Below are 23,275 nucleotides of genomic sequence, written 5' to 3'. Positions count from 1 at the left end.
ACAGCACCAACCGATCAGACAAGGACGAACACAGCGTGGTGGATCACTCCCCGACCGACGACTCCGGCGACTTCCGCATCGAGCACGACACGATGGGCGAGGTGCGGGTCCCCCGCGACGCCCTCTACGCCGCGCAGACCCAGCGGGCGGTCGAGAACTTCCCGATCTCCGGTGCGGGCCTCGAGCCTGCCCAGATCGCGGCCCTCGCCCGCATCAAGAAGGCGGCGGCGCTGGCCAACGCCGAGCTGGGCGTGCTCGACGCCGACATCGCCACGGCGATCGCCGACGCGGCCGACCTCGTCGTCGGGGGCGGCTACGACGCACACTTCCCGATCGACGTCTACCAGACCGGCTCGGGCACGTCCTCCAACATGAACATGAACGAGGTGCTGGGCTCGCTGGCGACCACGGCCCTCGGACGCACCGTGCACCCGAACGACCACGTCAACGCCTCGCAGTCCTCCAACGACGTGTTCCCCACCTCGGTCCACGTCGCCGTCACCGGCGCGCTGATCGAGTCGCTGATCCCCTCGCTCGAGCAGCTCGCCGAGTCGCTCGAGGTCAAGGCGGAGCAGTGGGCCGAGGTCGTCAAGGCCGGCCGCACCCACCTGATGGACGCCACCCCGGTCACGCTCGGCCAGGAGTTCGGCGGCTACGCCGCGCAGATCCGCCTCGGCATCGAGCGCGTGCAGTCGGCGCTCCCCCGCGTCGCCGAGGTCCCGCTCGGCGGCACCGCGGTCGGCACCGGGATCAACACCCCCGCCGGCTTCCCGCAGAAGGTCATCGCGCGTCTCGCGGAGGAGACGGGCCTTCCCGTCACCGAGGCCCGCAACCACTTCGAGGCCCAGGGCGCGCGGGACTCGCTGGTCGAGGCCTCCGGAGCGCTGCGCGTGCTCGCGGTGAGCCTGACCAAGATCAACAACGACCTCCGCTGGATGGGCTCCGGCCCCAACACCGGCCTCGGAGAGCTGCGGATCCCCGACCTCCAGCCCGGATCCTCGATCATGCCCGGCAAGGTGAACCCGGTGATCCCGGAGGCCGTCCTCATGGTCTGCGCGCGCGTGATCGGCAACGACGCCACCATCGCCTGGGCCGGCGCCTCGGGTGCCTTCGAGCTCAACGTCGCGATCCCCGTCATGGGGACGGCGCTGCTGGAGTCGATCCGCCTGCTCGCGAACTCCGCCGTGCTGCTCGCCGACAAGACCGTCGACGGCCTCGAGGCCGACGTCGAGCACGCCCGCGCCCTCGCCGAGTCCTCCCCCTCGATCGTCACGCCGCTCAACAAGGTGATCGGCTACGAGGCCGCCGCCAAGGTCGCGAAGAACTCGGTCGCCAAGGGGATCACCGTCCGAGAGTCGGTCGTGGACCTCGGCTTCGTCGAGCGCGGCGAGGTGACGGAGGAGCAGCTCGACAGCGCCCTCGACGTCATGTCGATGACCCACCCCGGCTGAGCCCGGCCCTCCGACGGCCCGTCCCTGCGCTCGGCGCGGAGGCGGGCCGTCAGAGCACCAGCCAGAACCCCGTGAGCAGGAACGGTCCGAACGCGACCCGTCCGCGGACGCGCAGCACGAGCACCCACAGCCCCGCCACCGCGAAGCCGACAGTGGGCGCGGCGACGACCTGCTCGGGTCCGAGAGCCGCGAGCGGCGGTGCGAGGGCCGCCTGGAGCTTCACGTCGCCGAGGCCCAGCCCGCCCGCCGCATGCAGCACGCCCAGGCACAGCACCGTCGCGAGGACGGCGAGAAGCGTCCCCGCCGTGGGCGCGAGGACGGCTCCGACCACCAGCAGCGGGAGCGTGACCGCGTTCGGGAGCCGGCGCCCGCGCACGTCCGCCAGCACCAGCGGCACGCTCGCGAGCGCCACCGGGACGAGGCCGGGCGCCCGACCCAGGTGCGGGGCCCCGATCAGGAGGAGCACCAGGGTGCCGAGGAGCAGGGCGGCCCGGTCGAGCAGAGATCCGCGGAGCATCCGCCGAGACTAGGGGGCGACGCCCTCGGGGTGTCGGAGTTCTCCACAGGGCGGCCCGCCGGCGTGCTCGGGCGGCGGCGGGTCCCATCCCGGCCTCAGTCGTGCGGCGGCAGCGGTCCCAGCAGGAGCGACGCCCAGGCGCCGTGCGCCGACGCGTCGTCGGAGGGGTGGAACTGCCCGGCGAGCACGTCGCGGTAGAGGCGACCGAGCTCCGACCTGCGCTGGTACGCCGACCCGCCCGCGATCCGGACGGCGCTCTCGACCACGCGGAGCGCTCCCTCCGTGGTGCGGATCTTCACCCCGACCAGCGAGGGGAACCAGCGCGCACCGCGGTCGACGAGCGCGTCCACGTCGGCCGCCGCCGTGCGCAGGGGCGCCTCGAGCCCGTCGAGCAGCATCCCGGCCTCAGCCACCCGGTGCCGCACCTCGGGGTCCTCCGCCAGTGGCCGCCCTCCCGCCCGGAGGGAGGTCCGTCGGCGGACGGAGGCGACGGCGAGCTCGAGCGCGCGCTGCGCGACACCGAGGTAGACCGAGGAGATCAGCAGCTCGAAGGCCGCGAAGACGGCGAAGACGAAGGGGTCGGCGGTCGGTCCGACGGGCAGCGAGCGGATCATCCGCTCGGCCGGGACGACGACGCCGTCGAGCACCGTCGTGCGGCTCTGGGTCGCCCGCATGCCGAGCGTGTCCCAGTCGTCGCGGACCTCGAGCCCGGCGACCGGCGAGTCCGGGCGCTCACGGTGCACGAAGCCGTGCACGAGCCGCGGCTCCGACCCGCTGTCGTCGCGGCCGAACACGCCGAGCCGCGTCCAAGCGGGCGCGAGGGAGGTGAAGACCTTCGTGCCGGTGAAGCGGTAGCCGCCGTCCCCGAGCGGCTCCGCCCGCGTCAGCGAGTCCGAGAGCACCAGGTCGTTGCCCGCCTCGCTGTTGCCGAAGGCGAAGACGTGACCCGCCGCGGCGTCGACGAGGACCGAGCGGAGGGAGTCGTCGCCCCGCTCGAGCAGGAGTCGCGCGATCCCGGTCCAGACCAGGTGCATGTTGACGGCGAGCGCGGTCGCGGGCGCGGCGGTCGCGAGGCGCGTCTGCTCGGCGGCCGCCTGCTCCAGGCCGAGGCCGGCACCGCCGAGCTTCTCGGGGACGAGCAGCGCCAGGTACCCGATCGAGCGCAGCTCCTCCAGGTCGTCCGCGCAGAACGCGTTGCGCTCGTCGTAGTCGGCCGCGCGGGTGCGGAAGCGCTCGAGGAGCGCATCGTCGAGGATGCTCACCCGTCCACGCTACGCCCCGGTGCCCTGCAGGGACGCGCCCGGCCAGGGGATCCTCGGATCCCACGGGCCGGACGCACGGCGAGCCCGTCAGGCGAGCTCGTTCGACTCCAGCATCTCGGTGACCAGAGCGGCGATCGCCGAGCGCTCGGAGCGGGTCAGCGTGACGTGCGCGAACAGCGGGTGGCCTTTCAGCGTCTCGATCACGGAGGCGACCCCGTCGTGCCGGCCGACCCGGAGGTTGTCGCGCTGCGCCACGTCGTGGGTCAGCACCACCCGGGAGTTCTGCCCGACCCGCGAGAGCACCGTGAGCAGGACGTTCCGCTCCAGCGACTGCGCCTCGTCGACGATCACGAACGCGTCGTGCAGCGAGCGCCCGCGGATGTGCGTGAGCGGCAGCACCTCGAGCATCCCGCGCTCGATCACCTCGTCGAGCACGTTCTGCGACACCAGCGCCCCGAGCGTGTCGAAGACCGCCTGCGCCCAGGGGTTCATCTTCTCGGCCGCGTCGCCGGGCAGGAAGCCGAGGTCCTGGCCGCCCACCGCGTAGAGCGGCCGGAAGACCATGATCTTCTTGTGCTGGCGCTTCTCCAGCACCGCCTCCAGGCCCGCGCAGAGCGCCAGCGCCGACTTGCCGGTTCCGGCCCGGCCGCCGAGCGAGACGATGCCGACCTCCGGGTCGAGCAGCAGGTCGATCGCGAGCCGCTGCTCCGCCGACCGCCCGTGCAGGCCGAACACGTCCTTGTCGCCGCGGACCAGCGTGATCTGCCGCTTGCCGGTGACCCTCGCGAGAGCGGAGCCGCGGTCGGAGTGGACGACGAGCCCGGTGTTGACCGGGATGTCGGCCACGACGTCCGTGAAGAGCCGCTCGCGGTCGTAGAGCTCGCTCATCGCGTCGCCGCCGAGCGTCACGTCGTCCATGCCGGTCCAACCGGACTCGGGGGCCTGCTCGGCCAGGTACTCCTCCGCGGCGAGGCCGATGGAGGCGGCCTTCACGCGCATCGGCATGTCCTTGGACACGACGGTGACCACGGCGCCCTCGCTCTGCAGGTTGAGCGCGACGGCGAGGATTCTCGCGTCGTTGTCGCCCATCTGGAGCCCGCTCGGCAGCACCGACATGTTCGAGTGGTTGAGCTCGACGCGGAGCGTGCCGCCGCGGCCGACGGCGATGGGGAAGTCGAGGCGCTCGTGCTGCACGCGCAGCTCGTCGAGGCGGCGCAGGGCCTGCCGGGCGAAGTAGCCGATCTCGGGATCGTTGCGCTTGCCCTCGAGCTCGCTGACGACGACGATCGGCAGCACGACGGCGTGCTCCGCGAACCGGAACATCGAGGACGGATCCGACAGCAGCACCGAGGTGTCCAGGACGTAGGTGCGGAGGAGCTGATCGGCCGGATCCGAGGAGCCGTGCTGGACACGGCGGTGGACGCCGCCCTGCGTCCCGGTCTGCGGATCCATGCCCTGGGGAACTGTCACGACGACTCTCCACACTCCGGGGGCCGGAGCCCCCGGCTCATGTCCTCGAGCCGGCCTCATCGGTGCGTGTCGTGCACCGCGCAGTGTCCCTTCGGCGTCTGCGCGATGTCGAGCCGTACTTCTGTGGCCGTCTCGACCAGGCGCTGTACCTGATGACTCGAACCTAACCCGGCGAATGACATCCGTGTGCTTCTCACCGCTACGAATGTGTAACCAGTGTGTGAACGCGCGGAATCCGGCCTAGTAGTCGATGCTCGTGGCCGACGAGATCAGGGCGGCGCGGAGCAGCGCGAGGGTCGCGTCGGTGGTGCCGGCGTGCGCGCTGAAGCGGACGGTGCTCGGACGCAGGCGCGCGGTCACGCCGTGCGCGGCGAGGGAGGCTGCCAGCGGGGCCAGTTCCTCCGGCTCCGGCTCGACGACCACGATGCCTGCGCGCTCGTGCTCGCCGCGGGAGCCCGCGACCGCCAGTCCGAACTCGTCCGCGAGGTCGACGATCGCGCTGACCCGCTCCGCCACGAGCGCGGCGATCGTCGACTGCCCGACCGCGGCGACCTCCTCCAGCGCCGACGCGAGCCGGGCCTGGGCGATCGGGTCCGGGTTGCTGATGCTGAAGGCGCGGGCGTCGCCGCGCGGCGGAGCCACCTCGTCCCACGGCTCCGCCTGCTCCGATCCCGTCCAGCCGGAGAGCACCGGGGTCAGCCGCGACAGCGCCCGCTCGCTGAGCGCGAGGAAGCCCGTCCCCCAGCCGGCGCGGAGCCACTTCTGGCCGCCGGTGACGACCACGTCCGCCAGCTCGTAGGGCGCGTCGACGACGCCGAAGCCCTGGATCGCGTCGAGGACGAGCATCCGGTCGCCGATCACGTCGCGGATCGCCGCGACGTCCGCGAGGTAGCCGGTGCGGGAGTCGACCAGGCTCACCGCGACGGTCGTCACGTCGTCCGTGAGCTGCTCGCGGACGGCCTCCGGCGTCACCCGTCCCTGCTCGGTCCGCAGCCAGCGGGGCTCCACCGAGCCGAGAGCCTGCGCCGAGCGCACCGCCGCGAACGGCAGGCTCGGGAACTCCGCGGCCGACAGCAGCACCGCGCCCGAGGCGCCGAACAGCGCGTGCAGGAGGCCGGTCGAGGTGTTGGGCTGGAAGACGACGCGGTCGGCGGGGACGCGCACGAGCGCCGCCGCCGCCTCCCGGACGCGCTCGTCCTGCCGGAACAGCTCGTCGAGGGTGCCGCTGCGCGCGCGCACCAGCAGCTCGACGGCCGCCTCCTGCTCGGCGGCGACGGTCGCCGAGAGCGGGCCCACCCGGCCGAAGTCGAGGTACCCGGTCTCCTCGCCGAAGCCGGCGAGGTAGTCCGCGGTCGTGGTGGAGGTGGCCTCGTTCGAGCTCATGCCGGCCCTTCCGGTCGGTGGTGCGGCAGGAGCCGCGAGGTCAGCTGCCGAAGCGGCGGTGCCGTCCGGCGTAGTCGCGGAGCGCGCGGAGGAAGTCGACCTCGCGGATGTCGGGGCCGAGCGCCTCCATGAAGTAGAACTCGCTGTGCGCGCTCTGCCAGAGCATGAAGTCGGAGAGGCGCTGCTCCCCCGAGGTGCGGATGACCAGATCGGGGTCGGGCTGCCCGCTGGTGTACAGGTGCTCGCCGATGAGCTCCGGGGTCAGCAGGCCCGCGACGTCCTCGATGGAGGAGCCGCGCTTGCCGTGCTCCTCCAGGATGCTCCGCACGGCCTGGGCGATCTCGTGCCGCCCGCCGTAGCCGACCGCAAGATTGACGTGCAGGCCCGTGTGGGAGGCGGTGCGCGCCTCCGCCGTGTCGAGCGCGGCCACGAGCGAGGGCGGGAGGCCCTCGTCGGAGCCGACGTGCTGCACGCGCCAGTCGGGCTGCTGGGAGACCTCCTCGGCGAGGTCGGCGATGATCGCGATCAGCTCGGTCAGCTCGCTGCTGTCGCGGCCGACGAGGTTGTCCTGCGAGAGCAGGTAGAGGGTGACGTGGCGCACGCCGAGCTCGTCGCACCACTGCAGGAACTCGTGCACCTTGGCGGCGCCGGCCCGGTGGCCGTGCGCGGCGGTCTCGAGGGCCCGCTGCCGCGCCCAGCGCCGGTTGCCGTCGATGATCATCGCGACGTGGTTCGGCAGGGAGTCGGGGGGAAGGCTCGAGCGGAGGCGCTTCTTGTAGACGCCGTAGAGGAGGTCCCTTCCCACAGGCAGTCTCGGCTTCGGCACAGTGACACGGTAGTCGACCCGGGGCGCTCCTCGAAGCCCGGCGGCGCTCGGCGTCGGCCCGCGACGGCGTCGTAGTCTGTCCGGCATGAGCCAGCGGCCGACGCCTCCCCCGTCCGATCCCCGCGTCCGCACTGTCCGCGGCGGAGACGCCGTCGGAGCGGACGGCCCGGACCTGCCCGCCCTCCCCCTCGTCGAGGACGCGATCGAGCACGACTCCTCGGCGGAGGTCCGGCCCACCTGGCGCGGCTGGATCCACGCCGGCCTCTTCCCGCTCGCGATCGTCGCCGGAGTGGTGCTGATCGTGGTCGCGGAGGGGACCGCGGCGAAGTGGGCGGCCGCGGTGTTCGCGACCACGTCGCTCCTGCTCTTCGGCAACTCCGCTCTGTACCACCGCTTCGACTGGAAGCCGCGGACGAAGATGATCCTCAAGCGGATCGACCACGCCAACATCTTCCTGCTGATCGCCGGCACCTACACGCCGCTGGCGGTGCTCGCCCTGCCGCCCGCGCAGGGCACGCTCCTGCTGGTCCTGGTCTGGGCGGGGGCGCTGCTCGGGATCGGCTTCCGCGTCTTCTGGATCGGCGCACCGCGCTGGCTCTACGTGCCGCTCTACCTGCTGCTGGGCTGGGCGGCCGTGATGTACCTCGGACCGCTCTTCGAGGCCAGCGCGACGATGATGGTGCTCGTCCTCGTCGGCGGGCTCTGCTACTCCGCGGGCGCCGTGATCTACGGGATCAAGAAGCCCAACCCGGTCCCGGGCGTCTTCGGCTTCCACGAGATCTTCCACGCGCTCACGGCCGTGGCGTTCCTCTGCCACTGGACGGCGGCGCTGATCGTCTCGCTCCACCCCGCCTACAACGCCTAGCGGGACCCGGGCCCACCGGTGCGGGCCGGGCTCAGCCCTCGCTGCGCTCCGCCTCCTCGGCGTCGAGCCGCTCCTTCACCTGGGCGGTGTAGGTGGTGCGCCGCACGCGCCGGACCATGTCGAGCGCGAGGAGGACGGCGGCCAGAGCGATCACGAGCATCGTGATGAAGCCGAAGAGGCCCGGCGTGACCGTGTCCTCGTTGAACTCGGGACCCGGGGTCGGCACCGTCGTGGAGGCGAGGACGACGGCGCGCTGGGCGCCCTCGAGCAGCCCGGCGATCACGCGCGCACCTCGTCGGCGACGACGACGCCGGAGCCGTCGGGCTCCGGGGACACCGGGGCGTCCCCCGAGGGCTCGGGGTCGGGAGCGATCGGCGGGACGACCGCGGTCGGGCCCGGGGCGAGCTCGGCCAGGTCGAGACCGGCGAAGAGATCCGTCTCGGGCGTCGGCGCGTCGACCCGGCTCTCGACGAGCTGGAAGTCGTCGGTCGGCCAGGCGGCGTCGATCGCCTCGTGCGGGAGGAAGAAGAAGGCGTTGTCCGGAGCGACCTGGCTGGCGTGGGCCAGCAGGGCCGCATCGCGACGATCGTGGAAGCCGGAGATCACGACCCGCGTGGTCGCGAGGTACGGGGTGTCCTCGTTCCAGCGCTTCATCTCCTCGAAGACCGACAGGCGCGGGTCCTCCGGGTCGATCGAGCGCAGGTGCTCGGCGATCGCCCGCAGCTTCTGGCCGCTGAAGACGCGGTCGTAGTACAGCTTCGAGATCGACCACGGAGCGCCCGTGCCCCGGTACTCCTCGGCGAGGCCCGCCGCGCCGTACGCCTCGACGGCGACCTGGTGGGCGCGGATGTGGTCGGGGTGCGGGTAGCCGCCGTTCTCGTCGTAGCTGATGATCACGTGCGGCCGGAACCGGCGGACCAGGCGCACGAGCGGAGCGGCGGCCGTGGCGAGCGGCAGGCCCGCGAACGAGGCGGCGTCGACCTTCCCGTCCTCGGGCATGCCGGAGTCGACGAAGCCGAGCCAGGCGTGCTCGACGCCGAGCGCCTCGCGAGCGGCCGCCATCTCGTACCGGCGGAGGCCGCCGATGTCGCGCTCGGCGTGCGCGCGGGCCTCGAGGCCCTCGTTCAGCACGGAGCCGGCCTCGCCTCCGGTGCAGGAGACGACCATGACCTCGGCGCCCCGCGAGGCGTAGGCGGCCAGCGTCGCCGCGCCCTTGCTCGACTCGTCGTCAGGATGGGCGTGCACGGCGAGAAGGCGCGGAGTGTCCGGCACCTCCGAATCGACGGAGACCTCGACGGCCTGGGACACGATCGCTCGATTCCTCGGGGTTTAATGGGATCGGCGCTCCCGTCCGCGGAGGACGCGCGCCACCCGTCCAGAGTAGACGCATCACCCAGGGAGTTCCGTGGCCGCCCGCACGTCCGAGAGCGTCGAGGGAGCCGCCGCGCCCGCGCTCGATCCGGACGCCGTCCGCGCCGCCGGACCCCTCGCCACCCGCTACGGCCGCACGACGCGCACCCGCCGCGGGAACCGCTGGCTCTTCGGCGGTGTCGCGCTCGCCTTCGTCGCCGTCTTCGCCGCCTGGGTCGTCTGGGCCGGCCTCGACGGAGCACGCGGCGGAGTGGACGTCCAGGACACCGCGCACCAGGTCGTCGACGACCGCACCGTCACCGTCTCCTTCGACCTCACCGCGCCCGTCGGCCGCGAGGTCGCTTGCGCGGTCCAGGCCCTCAACGAGCAGTCCGCCGTGGTCGGCTGGCTGGTCGTGGAGTACCCCGCCTCGACGGAGCGCTTCCGCTCCTACACGGAGACCGTCCGCACCACCGAGCTCGCGAACACAGGTTTGATCTCCTCCTGCTGGCTCCCGTAGGCTTGCCCGAAGCCCTGACGGACTCGTCGGGGCCTCGCCATTCCCACCGCCGCCTGACGCCGGCCGTCCCCACCGCCGGACGCGGACACCTCCGCACGGTGCTGCCGGGCGCCGCGAGCGCGGCCCGCAGAGCAGGAGCCCACCATGGCCGACCAGTCACAGGTGACCTGGATGACCCAGGAGTCGTACGACCGCCTCGAGGCGGAGCTCACCGAGCTGTCCACCAACGGACGCGAGGAGATCGCCAAGCGCATCGAGGTCGCCCGCGAGGAGGGCGACCTGAAGGAGAACGGCGGCTACCACGCCGCGAAGGACGAGCAGGGCAAGATCGAGGCCCGCATCCGCCAGCTGACCTCGCTCCTCCGCGAAGCCGAGATCGGCACGCCCCCCGAGAGCCACGGAGTCGTCGAGGCCGGCACCATCATCACCGCCGAGATCGCCGGCGACGAGTCCCGCTTCCTCCTCGGCAACCGCGAGATGGCGGGCGAGAGCGACCTCGACGTCTACAGCCCCCAGAGCCCCCTCGGATCGGCGATCATGGGCCTGAACGTCGGCGACACCGCCCGCTTCACGGCACCCAACGGGCGGGAGATCGAGGTCCGCGTCGCCAACGTCGAGACCTGGTCCGGCCACTGATCGCACGTCGCGGCGCTCTCCGCGGCGTTGTCGTCGGGCGCGATACCGCCGGTATCGCTTCCTCCTCCGCCTTGCGGAGAACGCCGCGACGCACGATCAGCCCTCTCCAGACGGGGGGGCGCCGGCTTCGCGGCGACAGCGTCGGGCGCGACACCGCCGGTACCGCTTCCTCCTCCGCCTTGCGGAGAACGCCGCGACACACGATCAGCCCTCTCCAGACGGGGGCGCCGGCTTCGCGGCGACAGCGTCGGGCGCGACACCGCCGGTACCGCTTCCTCCTCCGCCTTGCGGAGAACGCCGCGACGCATGATCAGCCCTCTCCGAACGGGAGCGCCGCGCAGGCTTCGCGGCGACGGCGAGGGCGCGAGATCGCCGGTACCGGCTTTGTCCTCCGCTCTGCGGAGAAAACCGCGGCGCCCTCAGGCGGTCAGTTGCGGGAGATGCGGGGGGCGTAGCCGGCGTCGGTGAGGACCTGGATGACGCGGTCGGCGTGTTCGGGGCCGCGGGTCTCGACGCTGATCTCGATCTCGACCTCGCTGATCTGCAGGCCCCGGCCGTGCCGGGTGTGCAGAACCTCGACCACGTTCGCGTTCGCCTCCGAGATGAGCTCCGCGATGCGCGACAGCTGCCCCGGACGATCCGGCAGCCCGATGCTCATCTTGAGGTAGCGCTCCGACGCGGCCAGGCCCCGGCTGATCACCCGCTCCATCATCAGCGGATCGATGTTGCCGCCCGACAGGATGACCGCGGTCGCTCCGGCGTTGCGGATCTTCCCCGTCAGGATCGCCGCGATGCCCACCGCGCCCGCGGGCTCCACCACGAGCTTCGCCCGCTCCAGCAGCACCAGCAGAGCCCGGGCGATGTCGTCGTCCTCGACGGTGACGACCTCGTCCACCATCTCGCGGACGATCGCGAAGTTCAGCTGCCCCGGCTTCGCCACGGCGATGCCGTCGGCGATCGTCGGAGAGATCGTGATCGCGGTCGGCTCGCCGCTCGCGAGCGAGAGGGGGTACGGCGCCGCGTTGGCCGCCTGCACGCCGATGACGCGGAGCGTGCGCCCCTCCTCGGCCGCCTTCTGCTTGGCCGCCGATGCGACCCCGGCGATGAGGCCGCCGCCGCCGATGGGCACCACGATGGTCTCGACGGCGGGGGCCTGCTCGAGGATCTCGAGGCCGACCGTGCCCTGCCCGGTGATCACGTCGGGGTGGTCGTAGGGAGGAACGAAGACCGCGCCGGTGCGCTCGGCGAACTCCGCCGCCGCCGCGAGCGCCTCGTTGAAGATGTGCCCGCTCAGCACCACGTCAGCGCCGTAGTCACGGGTGGCCGCGAGCTTGGGCAGCGCGACGCCGATCGGCATGAAGATCGTGGCCTTGATCCCCAGCTCCCGTGCCGCGTAGGCGACGCCCTGCGCGTGGTTGCCGGCCGAGGCCGCCACGACTCCGCGGGCCCGCTCCTCCGGGGTGAGCCGCGACATCCGGAACACCGCTCCGCGGATCTTGTAGGAGCCGGTGCGCTGGAGGTTCTCGCACTTGAGGAACACGGGCGAGCCGAGGACCTGCGCGAGGAAGGTGCTCGTCTCCATGGGGGTGGCGGCGATGACGGGGGCGAGGACGGCGCGGGCCGCCTCGAACTCGTGGAGGGCGGGTCCGACGACGCGGCTAGTCTGCATGCTCTGCGGCAACTCTCTCGGGGGTTCGGGTCGGCGAGCGCCAGGCTCCGCTCGCGACGTACTTGACCATGACGTTGAGCGTGGCCACGACGGGCACCGCGAAGAAGGCGCCGGCGATGCCGCCGATGATCGAGCCTCCTGCCACCGCGAGCACGACGGCCAGCGGGTGGACCTTGACCGCCGACCCCATGATCAGCGGCTGGAGGATGTGGCCCTCGAGCTGCTGCACCGCGAGGACGACGATCAGCAGGAAGAGCGCGATCAGCGGTCCGTTGTAGACCAGCGCGATGAAGACGGCCAGCGCCCCGGTCACCACGGCGCCGATGACCGGCACGAAGGAGCCGAGGAAGACGAGCACGCCGATCGGGATGGCCAGCGGGACGCCGAGGAGGAAGGAGCCGAGGCCGATGCCGACCGCGTCGACGAAGGCGACCAGGATCTGCACCTTCACGAAGTTGGTCAGCGTCACCCACCCTGCGCGACCGGCGCCGTCGACGGCTCCGCGGGCGCGGCGCGGGAAGAGGCGGACGACCCAGCTCCAGATGTTCGGCCCGTCGATGAGGATGAACAGCGTCGAGAAGAGGGTGAGCAGCACGCCCGTCAGCAGGTGGCCGACGGTCGAGCCGACGCTGAGCGCGCCGCTGACCAGCATCCCCGAGTCCTGCTGCAGGGCCGTGAGCGCCTGCTGCGCGTACTGGTTGATGTCGGTCTCGGTGAGGTGGAGCGGCGACTCGAGGAGGAAGGCCTTGAAGTCGTCGTAGGACTGCACCGTCTGCCGGCTGAGATCGTCGAAGCCGGAGTAGACCTGGGTGACGACGAGGAAGAGGAGCCCGCCGATCACCACGACGATCCCCAGCTCCGCCAGGACGACGGCGGCCCACTTGGGCCAGCGGTGGCGCTGGAGGAAGCTCGAGAACGGCACGAGCAGGGCGGCGATCACGATCGCGAGCAGGAGCGGGATGACGATCAGCCGCAGCTCGATGACGAGCAGCACCAGCACCGCGAGCGCCGCGACCACGACGAGGACGCGCCAGGCCCAGGCGCCGGCGATGCGCATCCCGTCGCTCACGAAGGCCGAATCGGCGACGGGAGCGGGCCGGGAGGGGGCGGCCGGGGCGACGGGCGCGGCGGGCTGGACGGCGCGCGGGCCGGAGGTGCGGCGGGACCTGCCGAGTCTCATCTGCCCAGACTAGGCCCCGGCGCATACCCCGCGCGGTATCCCCGGGGAGTGCTCATGCGGCGGCGCCGACCGCCGCCTGCTCCGGTGCCGGACCGACCGCGACCGGGCGCCGCGCGGGCAGCACGCCGACCCGCTCCCCCGGCTCGAGGCGGTGCCCCGACGCGTGCTGGACGGTGACCTCCTCGCCCGTCGACAGCCGGACGGTCGAGCGCCGCACCGGCCCCAGGAAGCTCGAGGCGAGGACGACTCCGGGCAGGGAGTCGGGAGCGCCGTCGGCCACGACGGCGAGGTCCTCGGGGCGGAGGAACACCGACACGGGACCGTCGGCCGCCGCCGCGTCGACGAGCGGCAGGCGCACGCCGAGCGCGAGGACCGATCCCGACGAGACCGTCCCCGCGACCACCGTCGAGAGGCCGACGAAGCGGGCCGTGAAGGCGGTCGCCGGGCGCGCGTAGAGGTCCTCCGGTGCACCCAGCTGCTCGATCCGCCCGGCGTTCATCACCGCGACGCGGTCGGCGACGGCGAGCGCCTCCTCCTGATCGTGCGTGACGAAGAACGTGGTGATGCCGATCTCGGACTGCAGGCGCTTGATCTCGTCGCGCAGCTGGACGCGGACCTTCGCGTCCAGGGCCGACAGAGGCTCGTCCAGCAGCAGCACCCGCGGCCGCGTGACGAGGGCGCGCGCGAGCGCCACCCGCTGCTGCTGGCCGCCGGAGAGCTCGTGCGCGTAGCGGTCGCCGAGGGCGCCGAGGCCCACGACCTCCAGCGCCTCCCCCGCGGCCGCTCGGCGCTCGCGCGCCCCGACTCCCCGGGCGCGCAACCCGAACTCGACGTTCTCGCGCGCCCGCAGGTGCGGGAAGAGCGAGTACGACTGGAAGACCATGCCCATGTCGCGCTTCGCGACGGGGACGTGGGCGACGTCCTCCTCGTCGACGAGGATCCGCCCCGCGTCGATCCGCTCGAGACCGCTGAGGGCGCGCAGGGCTGTGGTCTTGCCGCAGCCGGAGGGGCCGAGCAGCGCGATGAACTCACCCGGGGCCACGTCGAACGAGACGCCGTCGAGCGCTCGCGCGGAGCCGTAGTGCCGCTCCACGTCGACGAAGCGCACGCGGGCGCCGGGAAGGGTGGGAGCGGTCACGAGGAGCCTTTCGAGGAGCGCGCCCGGCCCGTCGGCAGGCCGATCCGCGCGAGGCGGCCGATCCCGAGCAGGAGGGCGAAGGCGAAGAGGAGCGAGAGCAGCGAGAAGATCACGGCGACGTAGGCGTCGGACTTCGACACCTGCACCAGGCCGGTCTGGAGGGTGGTGCGGCTGAGGAGCGAGGCGATCGTGTACTCGCCGAGAACGACTGCGACGGTGATCAGCGCGGCCGCGACCAGGCCCCGGCGCAGGTTCGGCAGGAGGACCCTCCCGAGCACCGCGAGCGGGCCCGCGCCGAGCGAGCGGGCCGCCTCCGAGAGCGTCACGGCGTCGAGACCGGCGAGGTCCGCCGCCAAGGCGCGGTAGGCGTAGGGCAGGACCAGCACCCCGTAGGCGAGAGCGAGCGTCCACGGCGCGGAGCCGGCGAGCTCGGTGACCACGGAGTAGACCGGCGCGAGGCCGACGACGAGGACGATGGCGGGCACGGTCAGCGGGAGCAGGCAGACCAGCTCCAGAGCCCGGCGCAGGCGCGGGAGCCGGATCTCGACGAGCAGCATCGTCGGCACCAGCAGGACCAGGACGATGAGGGCGGTGACGACGGCGAGGACCAGTGAGTTTCCGATCCCCTGGAACAGCGAGCGGTAGGCGCGCTCGTTCTCCGGGTCGAGGATCGCCGTCCAGTGCGAGAGGTCGTGGCCGCCGGCGCCGCGGAGCGTGAACTCCGCCATCGCGACGATCGGAACGGCGAACACCAGCCCGGTGATCACGAGCACCGCCCCGGACAGGAGCCGCGCGGGCCTCATCGCTGCCACCGCCGGGCCCGGCGCTGCAGCAGCGCGTACCCGGACATCAGGACCACCATCACCGCGAGCATCCCGAGCGCGAGGGCGCCCGCGAGGTTCTCGCGGCCCAGCACCGTCTCGCTGACCAGCGCGGCGCGGATCTGCAGCGGGACGATCTGCGCGCCCTGGCTGATCAGCGCCGCCGCGGTGGCGAAGGAGGAGAACGCGTTCGCGAACAGCAGCAGCACGCAGCCGAAGAACGACGGCGCCAGCACCGGGAGGGCGACGTGCAGCCAGTAGCCGAGCCGGCCCCCGCCGAGCACGGCGTTCGCCTCGGCCCACTCCGGGCGCAGACCCTCGAGCGCGGGCAGGAACGTGAGCACCATCAGGGGCACCTGGAAGTAGAGGTAGGGGAGAACGAGCCCGGGAAGCTGGTAGAGCCACACGCCGTCGGCGTAGAGGTCGACGCCCGCTCCCGCGAGGAGGGTGGTCACCAGCCCCTGCACGCCGATCGTCGCGATGAAGGCGAACGCGAGCATCACACCGCCGAACTGCGCGAGGACGCTCGCCGCCGCATCGACGACGGTCCGGAGCGCCCCGCGCGGATCGGAGCCGAGCAGGGCCAGGCACACGACCGCGCCCAGCACCGCGCCGACGACGGCGGTCACGGCCGAGAGCCCGAGCGACGCGCCGAAGGCGGACAGCACGACGGGATCCCCGAGCGCGAGCACGTTAGCCGTGGTGAAGCGGCCGTCTCCGTCCGTGAATCCGGTCGCCACGGCGAGGACCGTGGGGACGGCCAGGAACAGCAGGACGTAGAGCGCGAAGGGGGCGACGCCCAGCACGGCCGGGGTGCCGCGCCGTCCCCGGGGCGCGGACGCCCCGGAGACGGCCTCGGCGGGAGCGGTGGTCACTGGATCGCCGCGGCCCACTTCTCGGCGAGGAGCGACGAGGCCGCCTCGGTCTGCTCCTCCGTGAACTGGACGAGGTCGGAGGGAGCGGCGCCGACGGCGTCGAGCGCGTCGTGGTCGACCGTGCCGGCCTCGGTCATCGCGGCCAGGCGCACCGGGTAGGCGCCGGCGGCGAGGTAGAGGTTCTGCGCGGCGTCGGAGTAGAGGTACTCCTGCCAGAGCCGCGCGGCCGCGGGGTGCGGAGCGTCGGCGTTGACCGCCTGGTTGTAGTAGCTGCCGACGGCGGAGCCCGGGAGGACGGTCGTCGTCCACTCGCGGGTGCCCTCGTTCGCCTTCCCGGCGGCGAGGTTGTTGTAGCTCCAGTCGAAGACGACCGGGGTCTCGCCCGAGGCGATGGTGGCGTCGGTCGGGTCCAGCGGCAGGAAGTTGGCGGCGTCGTTCAGCTTCTCGAAGAAGTCGATCCCCGCCTGGACGTCGTCGGCGGAGCCGCCGGACTGGAGAGCCGCGAGCTGCACTGCGGCCGCGGCGGCTCCCGCCTGGGTCGGGTCGCCGTTGATCGCAACCGAGCCGCGGTAGTCGGCGCCGAGGAGGTCCTCGAGCGACGTGGGCGCAGGCACCGCGGCCGCGTCGAACCCGATCGACATCAGGCCGGTGTAGTCGTTGACCCAGAGGCCCGACTCCTCCTTGTTCCCCTCGGGGATGTCGTCCCAGGACTCGACCTTGTACGGCGCGAACACGTCCGTGTTCGCCAGAGCGACGGCCGGCCCGAGGTCGAACACGTCGGGAGCGGTGTCCTGCCCGGCGAGGTTCTCCGCCGTGCTGATCTCCTCCGCGGAGGAGACGTCGGGGTCGGCGGAGTTCACGGTGATGCCGTACTCGTCCTCGAAGCCGCTGATCAGCTCGCCGTAGTTCGCCCAGGTGTCGGGCAGGGCGATGACGTTGAGCTCGCCCTCGGCCTTCGCGGCCTCGACCAGGGCGTCCAGCCCGCCGAGGTCCGCGGCGGACGTGGCGGACGCCGCGTCCGCGCCGCCGCCGTCGGACGAGGCGGTGGCGCCGCCGGAGCAGGCCGAGAGTGTGAAGACGAGGGCGGTGCCGGCGGCGGCGACCGCGGCGGTGCGCGACAGGCGCTGAATGGTCAAGGGTCCTCCAGGAGTCGGGTGGGCCGCCCCGGTGGGACGGCCTCGGGCACGGTAGGAGCGCCGCGAGTCGGCGAGGGAGCGCGGCGGTGAATGCCGGGCGAACGCCGGGGGCGAATCGGGGACGGCGATGTCGGGGGCGTTCGCTAGCGTGGGCGGACCATGACCGAGCAGCTCTCCCCCGCGCTGGCGCGCCGCATCGCCCTGGCGGCGCAGGGGTTCGGCCCCCGTCCGTCCCGGGTCGACGCGCGCCGGGTGCGCGCCGCCGTGGACCGGATCCGCCCGCTCCAGCTCGACTCGGTGAACGTCTTCGAGCGGAGCCACTACCTGCCGCTGCTCGCGCGGCTCGGCCCCTACGAGCGCTCCCTCCTCGACGCCGCGGCCTTCTCCCCCGACGGCCCCTACGTCGAGTACTGGGCACACGAGGCCGCCCTCGTCCGCCGCGAGGATCTCCCGCTCTACCGCTGGCGGATGGAGCACTACCGCCGGGTCCGCCTGCCCGAGCACGAGGGCTGGGCCCACGAGAACCGCGCCACCCTCGACTGGCTCCGCGCCGCGCTCGCCGACGGTCCCCTCCGCGCCTCCGAGATCGAGCACGAGGCCAACGTCCGCACGGGCCCCTGGTGGGGCTGGTCCGACATCAAGCGCGGCCTCGAGGTCCTGTTCCGCTGGGGCGAGGTGGTGACGGCGGGGCGCACGCGCTTCGAGCGCTCCTACGGTCTCGCCGAGCGGCTCCTCCCGAGCGCGGTGCTCGATGCCGACGTGCCCCTCCCCGACGCCGTCCGCGAGCTCGTGCGCCGGGCGGCCCGGGCCCACGGGATCGGCACCCTCGGCGACCTGGCCGACTACCACCGGCTGCTCCAGTCCCCCACGCGCGTCGCGATCGACGAGCTGGTCGAGGCGGGCGAGCTCGAGCGCGTCGAGGTGCGCGGCTGGGAGCGGGGCGGGCGATCCGTGCCGCTCTGGCGGCACGTCGACGCCCGACGCCCCCGCACGCTCCGGGCGGACGCGCTCCTCTCGCCGTTCGACCCCGTGGTCTGGCACCGGCCGAGGGCCGAGCTGTTCTTCGGCTTCCGCTACCGGATCGAGATCTACACCCCGGCCGAGCAGCGGGTCCACGGCTACTACGTCCTCCCCGTGCTCCTCGACGACGTGATCGCTGCCCGGGTCGACCTCAAGAGCGAGCGCAAGCGCCGGGTCCTCCTCGTGCAGGCCGCCTGGCTCGAGCCGGGGGCCCCGGCCGACACGCCGGAGCGGCTCGCCGCACTGCTGGTCGAGGCGGCGGCCTGGCAGGGCCTCGACGCCGTCGAGGTCGTCGGTCGCGGCGACCTCGCGGCCGCCCTCGCCGCAGCACTGAGGAGGATCGCGTGAGCGCGCCCGGCGGCGTCCTGGCGCTGGCGCTCTCGGAGCGCTGCGTCGCCCGTCTGCTCGAGCGCGGGAGCGTCGTCGGGGTCGGCACGGGCGAGCTCGCCCACGCGGCCGGCGTCTCCCTCCGGACCTTCCACCGGTACCTCGGCGGGAAGGAGGACTGCGTGCGCCCGGTGCTCGCCGCCGCGATCGCCGCGATGGGACGCGCCCTCCTCGAGCGCCCGGCCGCCGAGCCGCTGAACGCGGCGCTCGGACACGCCTTCGCCGCGGCGGCCTCCGGTCCCCAGCTCGACCGCACCCTCCGGCTGATCCCCCTGCTCACCGAGACCTCGGCGATGCGCGCCGTCTGGGCGCAGTCGCTGCACGACGGCGAGGAGGCGCTGACGCCGTTCCTCGCGGAGCGGATGGGGCTCGGCCGCACATCCCCGCACCGGGCGGCCGTCCTGGCCACCGTCGTCCTCGCCCTGGTCCGGCGGGCGCTGGTCGACGCGGCCGCGAGCGGCATCGACCCGGCGCCGGTCTTCGCCGAGTACCTGACGACCGTCGACGGCGGTCCGCTCGCGGCTCCGACCGGATGACGTCCCGTCAGGCGCGGTGGCGCGTGCCCCGCTGCCAGGGGCGGGATCCGGGCGGGCGGCGATCGTCGACGGGGCGTCGGCCGGATCGGCCTGCTAGAAGCGCGAGCCCATCTCGGAGAGGCGGGCGACGCGGTCCGCGATCGGCGGATGGGTCGCGAAGAGGCGCGCGACCACTCCCGGCTTCGACGGGTCGGCGATCCAGAGGTGCGCCATCGAGCTGTTCTGCCGCTGCATCGGCCGGCCCGCGGACTCGAGCTTCAGCAGGGCGCGGGCGAGGGCGTCGGGGTGGCGGGTCGTCAGCGCACCGGTGGCGTCGGCGAGGTACTCGCGCTGGCGGGAGATCGAGAGCTGCACGACCGAGGCGACGATCGGCGCGAGGACCATCGACACCAGCCCGACGATCAGGAGCGCCGGGTTGCCCCCGCCGTTGCCGTTGCCGCCCCGCCCGAAGAAGGCCAGGCGGAGGAAGGCGTCCGAGAGGAAGCCCACCGCGACGACGAGACCGAAGACGATCATCGAGACGCGGATGTCGTAGTTGCGGACGTGGCCCAGCTCGTGGGCCATCACGCCCTCCAGCTCGGCGTCGTCCATGATCGCGAGCAGGCCCGTCGTCGCAGCCACGACGGCGTGCTCGGGGTCACGGCCGGTCGCGAACGCGTTCGGCGCCGGGTCGTCGATCAGGTACACCTTCGGCATCGGCGTGCCCGTCGCGATCGAGAGGTTCTCGACGATGCGGAACAGCCTCGGCTCGTCCGCCTTCTCCACCGCCACGCCGCCGCTGAGCGCGACCGCCTGGCGAGCGGCGAAGAAGTACTGGAAGAACGCGTACCCGGCGGCGATCACGAGCACCACCACGACGATCGTCGTGCTGCGGTAGACCGCTGCAGCCAGGGCGCCCAGGCCGCCGATGATCGCCAGGAACAGGACGAGGATCAGGACCGTGTTGCGCTTGTTGCGGGCGATCGCGCTGTACACGGCGGCTGCCTAGAACTGGACGCGCGGGGGCTCCGAGATCGCGGCGAGATCGCCGACCTCGAAGAACTCGCGCTCCGAGAAGCCGAGCCGACGCGAGAAGAGCGTGTTCGGGAAGACCTTCACCTTGGTGTTCATCTCGCGCACGCCGCCGTTGTAGAAGCGCCGGGCCGACTGGATCTTGTCCTCGGTGTCGACCAGCTCGCCCTGCAGCTGGAGGAAGTTCTGGCTCGCCTGCAGCTGGGGGTACGCCTCCGCGACCGCGAAGATCGACTTCAGCGCGCTCTGCATGTGGTCCTCGGCGACCGACGCCTCCGCCGGGCCCTGGGCCTGCAGCGTCTCGGCGCGAGCCTGCGTCACCGACTCGAAGACCTGGCGCTCGTGCGAGGCGTAGCCCTTCACGGAGTCGATCACGTTGGGGATCAGATCCGCGCGGCGCTTCAGCTGGACGGTGATGTCGCTCCACGCCTCGTCCACGCGGACGTTGAGGGTGACCAGCGAGTTGTACGTCGCCCAGAGGTAGACCCCGAGGATGACGACGAGCGCGACGACGACGATGAGCGGGACGAGCCATTCCATGCCGTCCAGTGTAGGGACGGCGCGCTCCCCGGCACCTGTCGATGAGGCGCATTCGCAGGGGCGGGTCGGCCCTACTTGAGGGTCTTCTGCAGCAGGACGGTGCTGAGCCAGCGCTCGAACTTGAAGCCGACGCGGCCCATCCGGCCGACCTCGACGAATCCGAACTGCGCGTGCATCGCCAACGACGCCTCCGCGCCCTTGTCGGCGATGACGGCCATGATCTGACGGATCCCCACGGCCTTCGCGCGCTCGAGGAGCTCGGCCATCAGCGCCCGGCCGAGGCCCTTGCCGGTGGAGGCCGCCCGCAGGTAGATCGAGTTCTCCACGGTGAAGCGGTACGCCCGCTTGGAGGACCACGGCGACACCATCGCGTAGCCGAGGATCTGGCCCGACGGCGAGACGGCCACGATGAAGGGCAGCCCGAGCTTCTGGTTGCGGGAGAACTTCGTCCGCCACTCCTTCAGCGTCGAGTCGTCCTCGTCGAAGGTCACCACCGTGTTGCGCACGTAGTGGTTGTAGATCTCGCGGATGTCCGGGAGGTCGGCGTCGCGGGCGTCGCGGATCTCGAACGAGAAGCCGGGCTCGGGAGGCGGCGCCTTCCGCAGGTGCGGCGGCAGGACGCGCCGGCTCTCGTACTCTTCCTCAAGCATCCGGCTCCCCTTCGGCTCCGCCCATCGATCCGGGCCAGCGTAGCCGCCCCGCGGGCGAGCGCCCGGTCACGCGAGAGCGCTCCAGTCGACCGGCTCCGCGCCGCGCTCCTCCAGGAGGGCGTTGGCGCGGCTGAACGGCCGGGAGCCGAAGAAGCCGCGCGAGGCCGACAGCGGGCTGGGGTGCGCGCTCTCGATCACTCCGGCCTCCCCCAGCATCGGGCGGAGCGACGCGGCGTCGCGGCCCCAGAGGATCGCGACGAGAGGCGCGTCCCGGGCGGCCAGCGTGCGGATCGCGTGCTCGGTGACCGCCTCCCAGCCCTTCCCGCGGTGCGAGGCGGGAGAGCCGGGGGCGACGGTGAGGACCCGGTTGAGCAGCATCACGCCGCTCGAGGTCCAGCCGCTGAGGTCGCCGTGCTCGGGCGGCTCGACGCCGAGGTCGTCCCGGAGCTCGCGGTGGATGTTCTGCAGGCTCCTCGGCAGCGGGCGCACGTGGCGCTCGACCGCGAAGGACAGCCCGATCGGGTGCCCGGGCGTCGGGTACGGGTCCTGTCCGACGATGAGGACGCGCACGTCCGCGAGCGGTGCGGCGAAGGCGCGGAGCACGTCGCGGCCCGCGGGGAGGTAGGGCCGGCCGGCCGCGACCTCGCCGCGGAGGAAGTCGCCCATCGCGGCGATGTCCCCGGCGACGGGGGTGAGCGCCTCCGCCCAGCCCCTGTCGATCAGTCCCGAGGCCGCGAGCTCCGCGAGGTCCACCCGGTCAGCCCGCCGCGAGCGTCGCGACGACGACTCCGGCGTCGCTGCCGCTCACGCGCCACACCGAGCCGGCGCCGCCGACGCGGAGCGCGCCGGTCCCGACGATCAGCACGGTGGACTCGTCGAGCGCGACGCCGCCGTCGACCAGGCCCGCCTCGACGGCCGCGACCAGGCGGCCGAGGGTCCCCCACTGCGCCGCATGCACGTCGACCGTCACGTCGATGAGGCCGATGCCCTCGAGCACCGTGACCTCGTCGAGCTCCTCCGCCGCACCCTCAGGGACGACGGCGACGCCGCCGATCCGGTGGCCGCCGACGAGGGCGCGATCGGCCGCGACGGCGGCTCCCGCCGAGTAGCCGGCGTACGGCACCCCGGAGGAGACGAGATCGCGCAGCCGCGGGAAGCAGGCCTCGAGCGCGTCGCGGTAGGCCGGGGTCAGGCCTCCGCCGACGAAGATCCCGTCGACGTCGTCGAAGACCGCGGGATCGATCCGGCCGCCCTCCGGCTTCATCACGGCGAACGCGTCGAGTGGGCCGACCGTCGCGAGCAGTGCCGCGTAGCCGGCGTAGGCCTCGGGGCCCAGCCCGTCGTGGACGACGACGATCGCGATGCGCGGGCCCTCGATCCGGCCGGCGTCGACCGCGTGGGCGCGCGCCTCCGCGAGGAACGCCCCGTACAGCTGCTGGTCGTGCTCGACGCCGCCTCCGCCGCCGATGAGGTGGACGCTCACTCGTCGTCCTCGGCGAGGGCTCCGTCCACCGGGGGCAGAGCCGACCAGGGGAAGACGATCCAGCGCGGGGTGCGGCGCCAGAAGAAATCGGGCTCGAGCACCGTGCGCGGCTTCGTGTAGAGGGTCACGGTGCGCACCTCGGCACCCATCGCGCGGATGAGCTTCACCGAGAGGGCGAGGGTGTGGCCGGAGTCGGAGACGTCGTCGACCAGGAGGATGCGCTTGCCGCGCACGGACGCCTCGTCGAGCAGCGGCGGCAGCACCACGGGCTCCGCCAGGCGCGCCTCGACGCCGGTGTAGAACTCGACGTTCAGCGCGCCGCAGCTCTTGATGCCGAGCGCGTAGGCCACGGCGCCCGCGAGGAGCAGACCGCCGCGCGCGATGGCGACGACCAGCTCCGGCCGGTAGCCCGACGCGACCACGTCGTCGGCCAGGTGCCGAGCGGCGTCGCCGAACTCGAGCCAGCCGAGCACCTCCTTCTCCGTGGCGGCGAGGAGGGCGGCGGAGTCGTCGGCGTCGGAAACCATGAGGGACAGGCTAGGCCGTCGC

The 23,275-nt window shown here is 72.9% G+C and carries 25 protein-coding genes; 6 read left to right on the top strand and 19 right to left on the bottom strand.

Going from position 1 to position 23,275, the window contains the following annotated elements; all coding sequences use genetic code 11:
• Positions 1-35 precede the first annotated feature (35 nt).
• Entirely contained in the window at positions 36-1,451 is a 1,416-nt protein-coding gene (locus tag C5C46_RS02405; RefSeq protein WP_104224420.1) for an aspartate ammonia-lyase, read from the top strand.
• Between the two features lie 49 nt (positions 1,452-1,500).
• Here the strand turns inward: C5C46_RS02405 and C5C46_RS02400 are convergent, their stop codons facing one another.
• From C5C46_RS02400 to C5C46_RS02380, 5 genes are all read right to left on the bottom strand, one after another.
• Positions 1,501-1,968 carry a prepilin peptidase gene (locus tag C5C46_RS02400; protein WP_104225524.1) on the bottom strand — a complete coding sequence of 156 codons (468 nt, stop codon included), beginning with the start codon at positions 1,966-1,968 and terminating at the stop codon, positions 1,501-1,503.
• 95 nt (positions 1,969-2,063) lie between these two features.
• Entirely contained in the window at positions 2,064-3,230 is a 1,167-nt protein-coding gene (locus tag C5C46_RS02395; RefSeq protein WP_104225523.1) for an acyl-CoA dehydrogenase family protein, read from the bottom strand.
• A gap of 87 nt (positions 3,231-3,317) precedes the next feature.
• Entirely contained in the window at positions 3,318-4,682 is a 1,365-nt protein-coding gene (locus tag C5C46_RS02390) for a PhoH family protein (RefSeq protein ID WP_104225522.1), read from the bottom strand.
• Between the two features lie 258 nt (positions 4,683-4,940).
• Positions 4,941-6,083: an aminotransferase class V-fold PLP-dependent enzyme gene (locus tag C5C46_RS02385; protein WP_104225521.1), complete on the bottom strand. Its 1,143-nt coding sequence runs from the start codon at positions 6,081-6,083 to the stop codon at positions 4,941-4,943.
• 40 nt (positions 6,084-6,123) lie between these two features.
• Positions 6,124-6,888: an isoprenyl transferase gene (locus C5C46_RS02380; RefSeq protein WP_279630826.1), complete on the bottom strand. Its 765-nt coding sequence runs from the start codon at positions 6,886-6,888 to the stop codon at positions 6,124-6,126.
• A 106-nt stretch (positions 6,889-6,994) separates the two neighbouring features.
• On the opposite strand from C5C46_RS02380, the gene C5C46_RS02375 reads away from it, so the two are divergent.
• A complete protein-coding gene (locus C5C46_RS02375) occupies positions 6,995-7,774 on the top strand; it encodes a hemolysin III family protein (protein ID WP_104225520.1) in 780 nt (259 codons plus the stop codon).
• Positions 7,775-7,805: 31 nt separating this feature from the next.
• Here the strand turns inward: C5C46_RS02375 and C5C46_RS02370 are convergent, their stop codons facing one another.
• Together C5C46_RS02370 and mca are read right to left on the bottom strand one after the other, a co-directional pair.
• A complete protein-coding gene (locus C5C46_RS02370; RefSeq protein ID WP_244230611.1) occupies positions 7,806-8,057 on the bottom strand; it encodes a hypothetical protein in 252 nt (83 codons plus the stop codon).
• Positions 8,054-9,082 carry a mycothiol conjugate amidase Mca gene (gene mca / locus C5C46_RS02365; protein WP_258059264.1) on the bottom strand — a complete coding sequence of 343 codons (1,029 nt, stop codon included), beginning with the start codon at positions 9,080-9,082 and terminating at the stop codon, positions 8,054-8,056. Before mca ends, C5C46_RS02370 begins: the two co-directional genes overlap by 4 nt.
• 97 nt (positions 9,083-9,179) lie before the next feature.
• Here mca and C5C46_RS02360 point away from each other — a divergent pair, with 97 nt between their 5' ends.
• Together C5C46_RS02360 and greA are read left to right on the top strand one after the other, a co-directional pair.
• Positions 9,180-9,644 (top strand): DUF4307 domain-containing protein, encoded by a 465-nt coding sequence (locus tag C5C46_RS02360; protein ID WP_104224427.1) that lies wholly within the window; start codon positions 9,180-9,182, stop codon positions 9,642-9,644.
• 144 nt (positions 9,645-9,788) lie between these two features.
• Positions 9,789-10,280 carry a transcription elongation factor GreA gene (gene greA, locus C5C46_RS02355; protein WP_104225519.1) on the top strand — a complete coding sequence of 164 codons (492 nt, stop codon included), beginning with the start codon at positions 9,789-9,791 and terminating at the stop codon, positions 10,278-10,280.
• Between the two features lie 427 nt (positions 10,281-10,707).
• On the opposite strand, the gene ilvA is transcribed toward greA, so the two are convergent.
• From ilvA to C5C46_RS02325, 6 genes are read right to left on the bottom strand one after another with little or no spacing between them, the layout of a single operon-like run.
• Entirely contained in the window at positions 10,708-11,949 is a 1,242-nt protein-coding gene (gene ilvA, locus C5C46_RS02350; RefSeq protein WP_104225518.1) for a threonine ammonia-lyase, read from the bottom strand.
• A complete protein-coding gene (locus C5C46_RS02345; protein WP_104225517.1) occupies positions 11,939-13,129 on the bottom strand; it encodes an AI-2E family transporter in 1,191 nt (396 codons plus the stop codon). Before C5C46_RS02345 ends, ilvA begins: the two co-directional genes overlap by 11 nt.
• A 52-nt stretch (positions 13,130-13,181) precedes the next feature.
• Entirely contained in the window at positions 13,182-14,267 is a 1,086-nt protein-coding gene (locus C5C46_RS02340; protein ID WP_104225516.1) for an ABC transporter ATP-binding protein, read from the bottom strand.
• Positions 14,264-15,070 carry an ABC transporter permease gene (locus tag C5C46_RS02335; protein ID WP_104225515.1) on the bottom strand — a complete coding sequence of 269 codons (807 nt, stop codon included), beginning with the start codon at positions 15,068-15,070 and terminating at the stop codon, positions 14,264-14,266. Before C5C46_RS02335 ends, C5C46_RS02340 begins: the two co-directional genes overlap by 4 nt.
• Complete coding sequence (locus C5C46_RS02330; protein ID WP_104225657.1) at positions 15,067-15,963, bottom strand: ABC transporter permease subunit; 897 nt, start codon at positions 15,961-15,963, stop codon at positions 15,067-15,069. The genes C5C46_RS02335 and C5C46_RS02330 overlap by 4 nt, the downstream gene beginning before the upstream one ends.
• Positions 15,960-17,099, bottom strand: a complete 1,140-nt coding sequence (locus tag C5C46_RS02325) for an ABC transporter substrate-binding protein (RefSeq protein ID WP_104225514.1) — start codon at positions 17,097-17,099, stop codon at positions 15,960-15,962. The genes C5C46_RS02330 and C5C46_RS02325 overlap by 4 nt, the downstream gene beginning before the upstream one ends.
• A gap of 159 nt (positions 17,100-17,258) precedes the next feature.
• Between C5C46_RS02325 and C5C46_RS02320 the strand changes: the two genes are divergently transcribed.
• Both C5C46_RS02320 and C5C46_RS02315 read left to right on the top strand, forming a co-directional pair.
• Complete coding sequence (locus tag C5C46_RS02320) at positions 17,259-18,467, top strand: winged helix-turn-helix domain-containing protein (RefSeq protein ID WP_104225513.1); 1,209 nt, start codon at positions 17,259-17,261, stop codon at positions 18,465-18,467.
• Complete coding sequence (locus C5C46_RS02315; protein WP_104224435.1) at positions 18,464-19,042, top strand: TetR/AcrR family transcriptional regulator; 579 nt, start codon at positions 18,464-18,466, stop codon at positions 19,040-19,042. The genes C5C46_RS02320 and C5C46_RS02315 overlap by 4 nt, the downstream gene beginning before the upstream one ends.
• Before the next feature lie 93 nt (positions 19,043-19,135).
• Here the strand turns inward: C5C46_RS02315 and C5C46_RS02310 are convergent, their stop codons facing one another.
• The 6 genes from C5C46_RS02310 to C5C46_RS02285 all read right to left on the bottom strand — a co-directional run bounded on the left by C5C46_RS02310 (position 19,136) and on the right by C5C46_RS02285 (position 23,253).
• On the bottom strand, positions 19,136-20,017 hold the full coding sequence (locus tag C5C46_RS02310; protein ID WP_104225512.1) for a M48 family metalloprotease: 882 nt from the start codon (positions 20,015-20,017) through the stop codon (positions 19,136-19,138).
• A 9-nt stretch (positions 20,018-20,026) separates the two neighbouring features.
• On the bottom strand, positions 20,027-20,593 hold the full coding sequence (locus tag C5C46_RS02305; protein ID WP_104225511.1) for a LemA family protein: 567 nt from the start codon (positions 20,591-20,593) through the stop codon (positions 20,027-20,029).
• Between the two features lie 71 nt (positions 20,594-20,664).
• Complete coding sequence (locus tag C5C46_RS02300; RefSeq protein WP_104224438.1) at positions 20,665-21,243, bottom strand: GNAT family N-acetyltransferase; 579 nt, start codon at positions 21,241-21,243, stop codon at positions 20,665-20,667.
• A gap of 66 nt (positions 21,244-21,309) precedes the next feature.
• Entirely contained in the window at positions 21,310-21,996 is a 687-nt protein-coding gene (locus C5C46_RS02295; RefSeq protein ID WP_104225510.1) for a uracil-DNA glycosylase, read from the bottom strand.
• A gap of 4 nt (positions 21,997-22,000) precedes the next feature.
• Complete coding sequence (locus C5C46_RS02290) at positions 22,001-22,726, bottom strand: peptidase S51 (protein WP_104224440.1); 726 nt, start codon at positions 22,724-22,726, stop codon at positions 22,001-22,003.
• A complete protein-coding gene (locus C5C46_RS02285; protein WP_104224441.1) occupies positions 22,723-23,253 on the bottom strand; it encodes a phosphoribosyltransferase in 531 nt (176 codons plus the stop codon). Before C5C46_RS02285 ends, C5C46_RS02290 begins: the two co-directional genes overlap by 4 nt.
• Between the last annotated feature and the right edge of the window lie 22 nt (positions 23,254-23,275).

This window comes from Rathayibacter sp. AY1E6 (assembly GCF_002931115.1).
GTDB lineage: Bacteria > Actinomycetota > Actinomycetes > Actinomycetales > Microbacteriaceae > Rathayibacter.
This window is presented reverse-complemented; position numbering and strand designations above follow the sequence as displayed.

Coding starts and splice junctions, on each gene's coding strand:
- C5C46_RS02385 (WP_104225521.1), bottom strand. CDS start 6,083: ATGAGCTCGAACGAGGCCACCTCCACCACGACCGCGGACTACCTCGCC.
- greA (WP_104225519.1), top strand. CDS start 9,789: ATGGCCGACCAGTCACAGGTGACCTGGATGACCCAGGAGTCGTACGAC.
- C5C46_RS02390 (WP_104225522.1), bottom strand. CDS start 4,682: ATGGATCCGCAGACCGGGACGCAGGGCGGCGTCCACCGCCGTGTCCAG.
- C5C46_RS02375 (WP_104225520.1), top strand. CDS start 6,995: ATGAGCCAGCGGCCGACGCCTCCCCCGTCCGATCCCCGCGTCCGCACT.
- C5C46_RS02300 (WP_104224438.1), bottom strand. CDS start 21,243: ATGCTTGAGGAAGAGTACGAGAGCCGGCGCGTCCTGCCGCCGCACCTG.
- C5C46_RS02285 (WP_104224441.1), bottom strand. CDS start 23,253: ATGGTTTCCGACGCCGACGACTCCGCCGCCCTCCTCGCCGCCACGGAG.
- C5C46_RS02320 (WP_104225513.1), top strand. CDS start 17,259: ATGACCGAGCAGCTCTCCCCCGCGCTGGCGCGCCGCATCGCCCTGGCG.
- C5C46_RS02335 (WP_104225515.1), bottom strand. CDS start 15,070: ATGAGGCCCGCGCGGCTCCTGTCCGGGGCGGTGCTCGTGATCACCGGG.
- ilvA (WP_104225518.1), bottom strand. CDS start 11,949: ATGCAGACTAGCCGCGTCGTCGGACCCGCCCTCCACGAGTTCGAGGCG.
- C5C46_RS02345 (WP_104225517.1), bottom strand. CDS start 13,129: ATGAGACTCGGCAGGTCCCGCCGCACCTCCGGCCCGCGCGCCGTCCAG.
- C5C46_RS02305 (WP_104225511.1), bottom strand. CDS start 20,593: ATGGAATGGCTCGTCCCGCTCATCGTCGTCGTCGCGCTCGTCGTCATC.
- C5C46_RS02400 (WP_104225524.1), bottom strand. CDS start 1,968: ATGCTCCGCGGATCTCTGCTCGACCGGGCCGCCCTGCTCCTCGGCACC.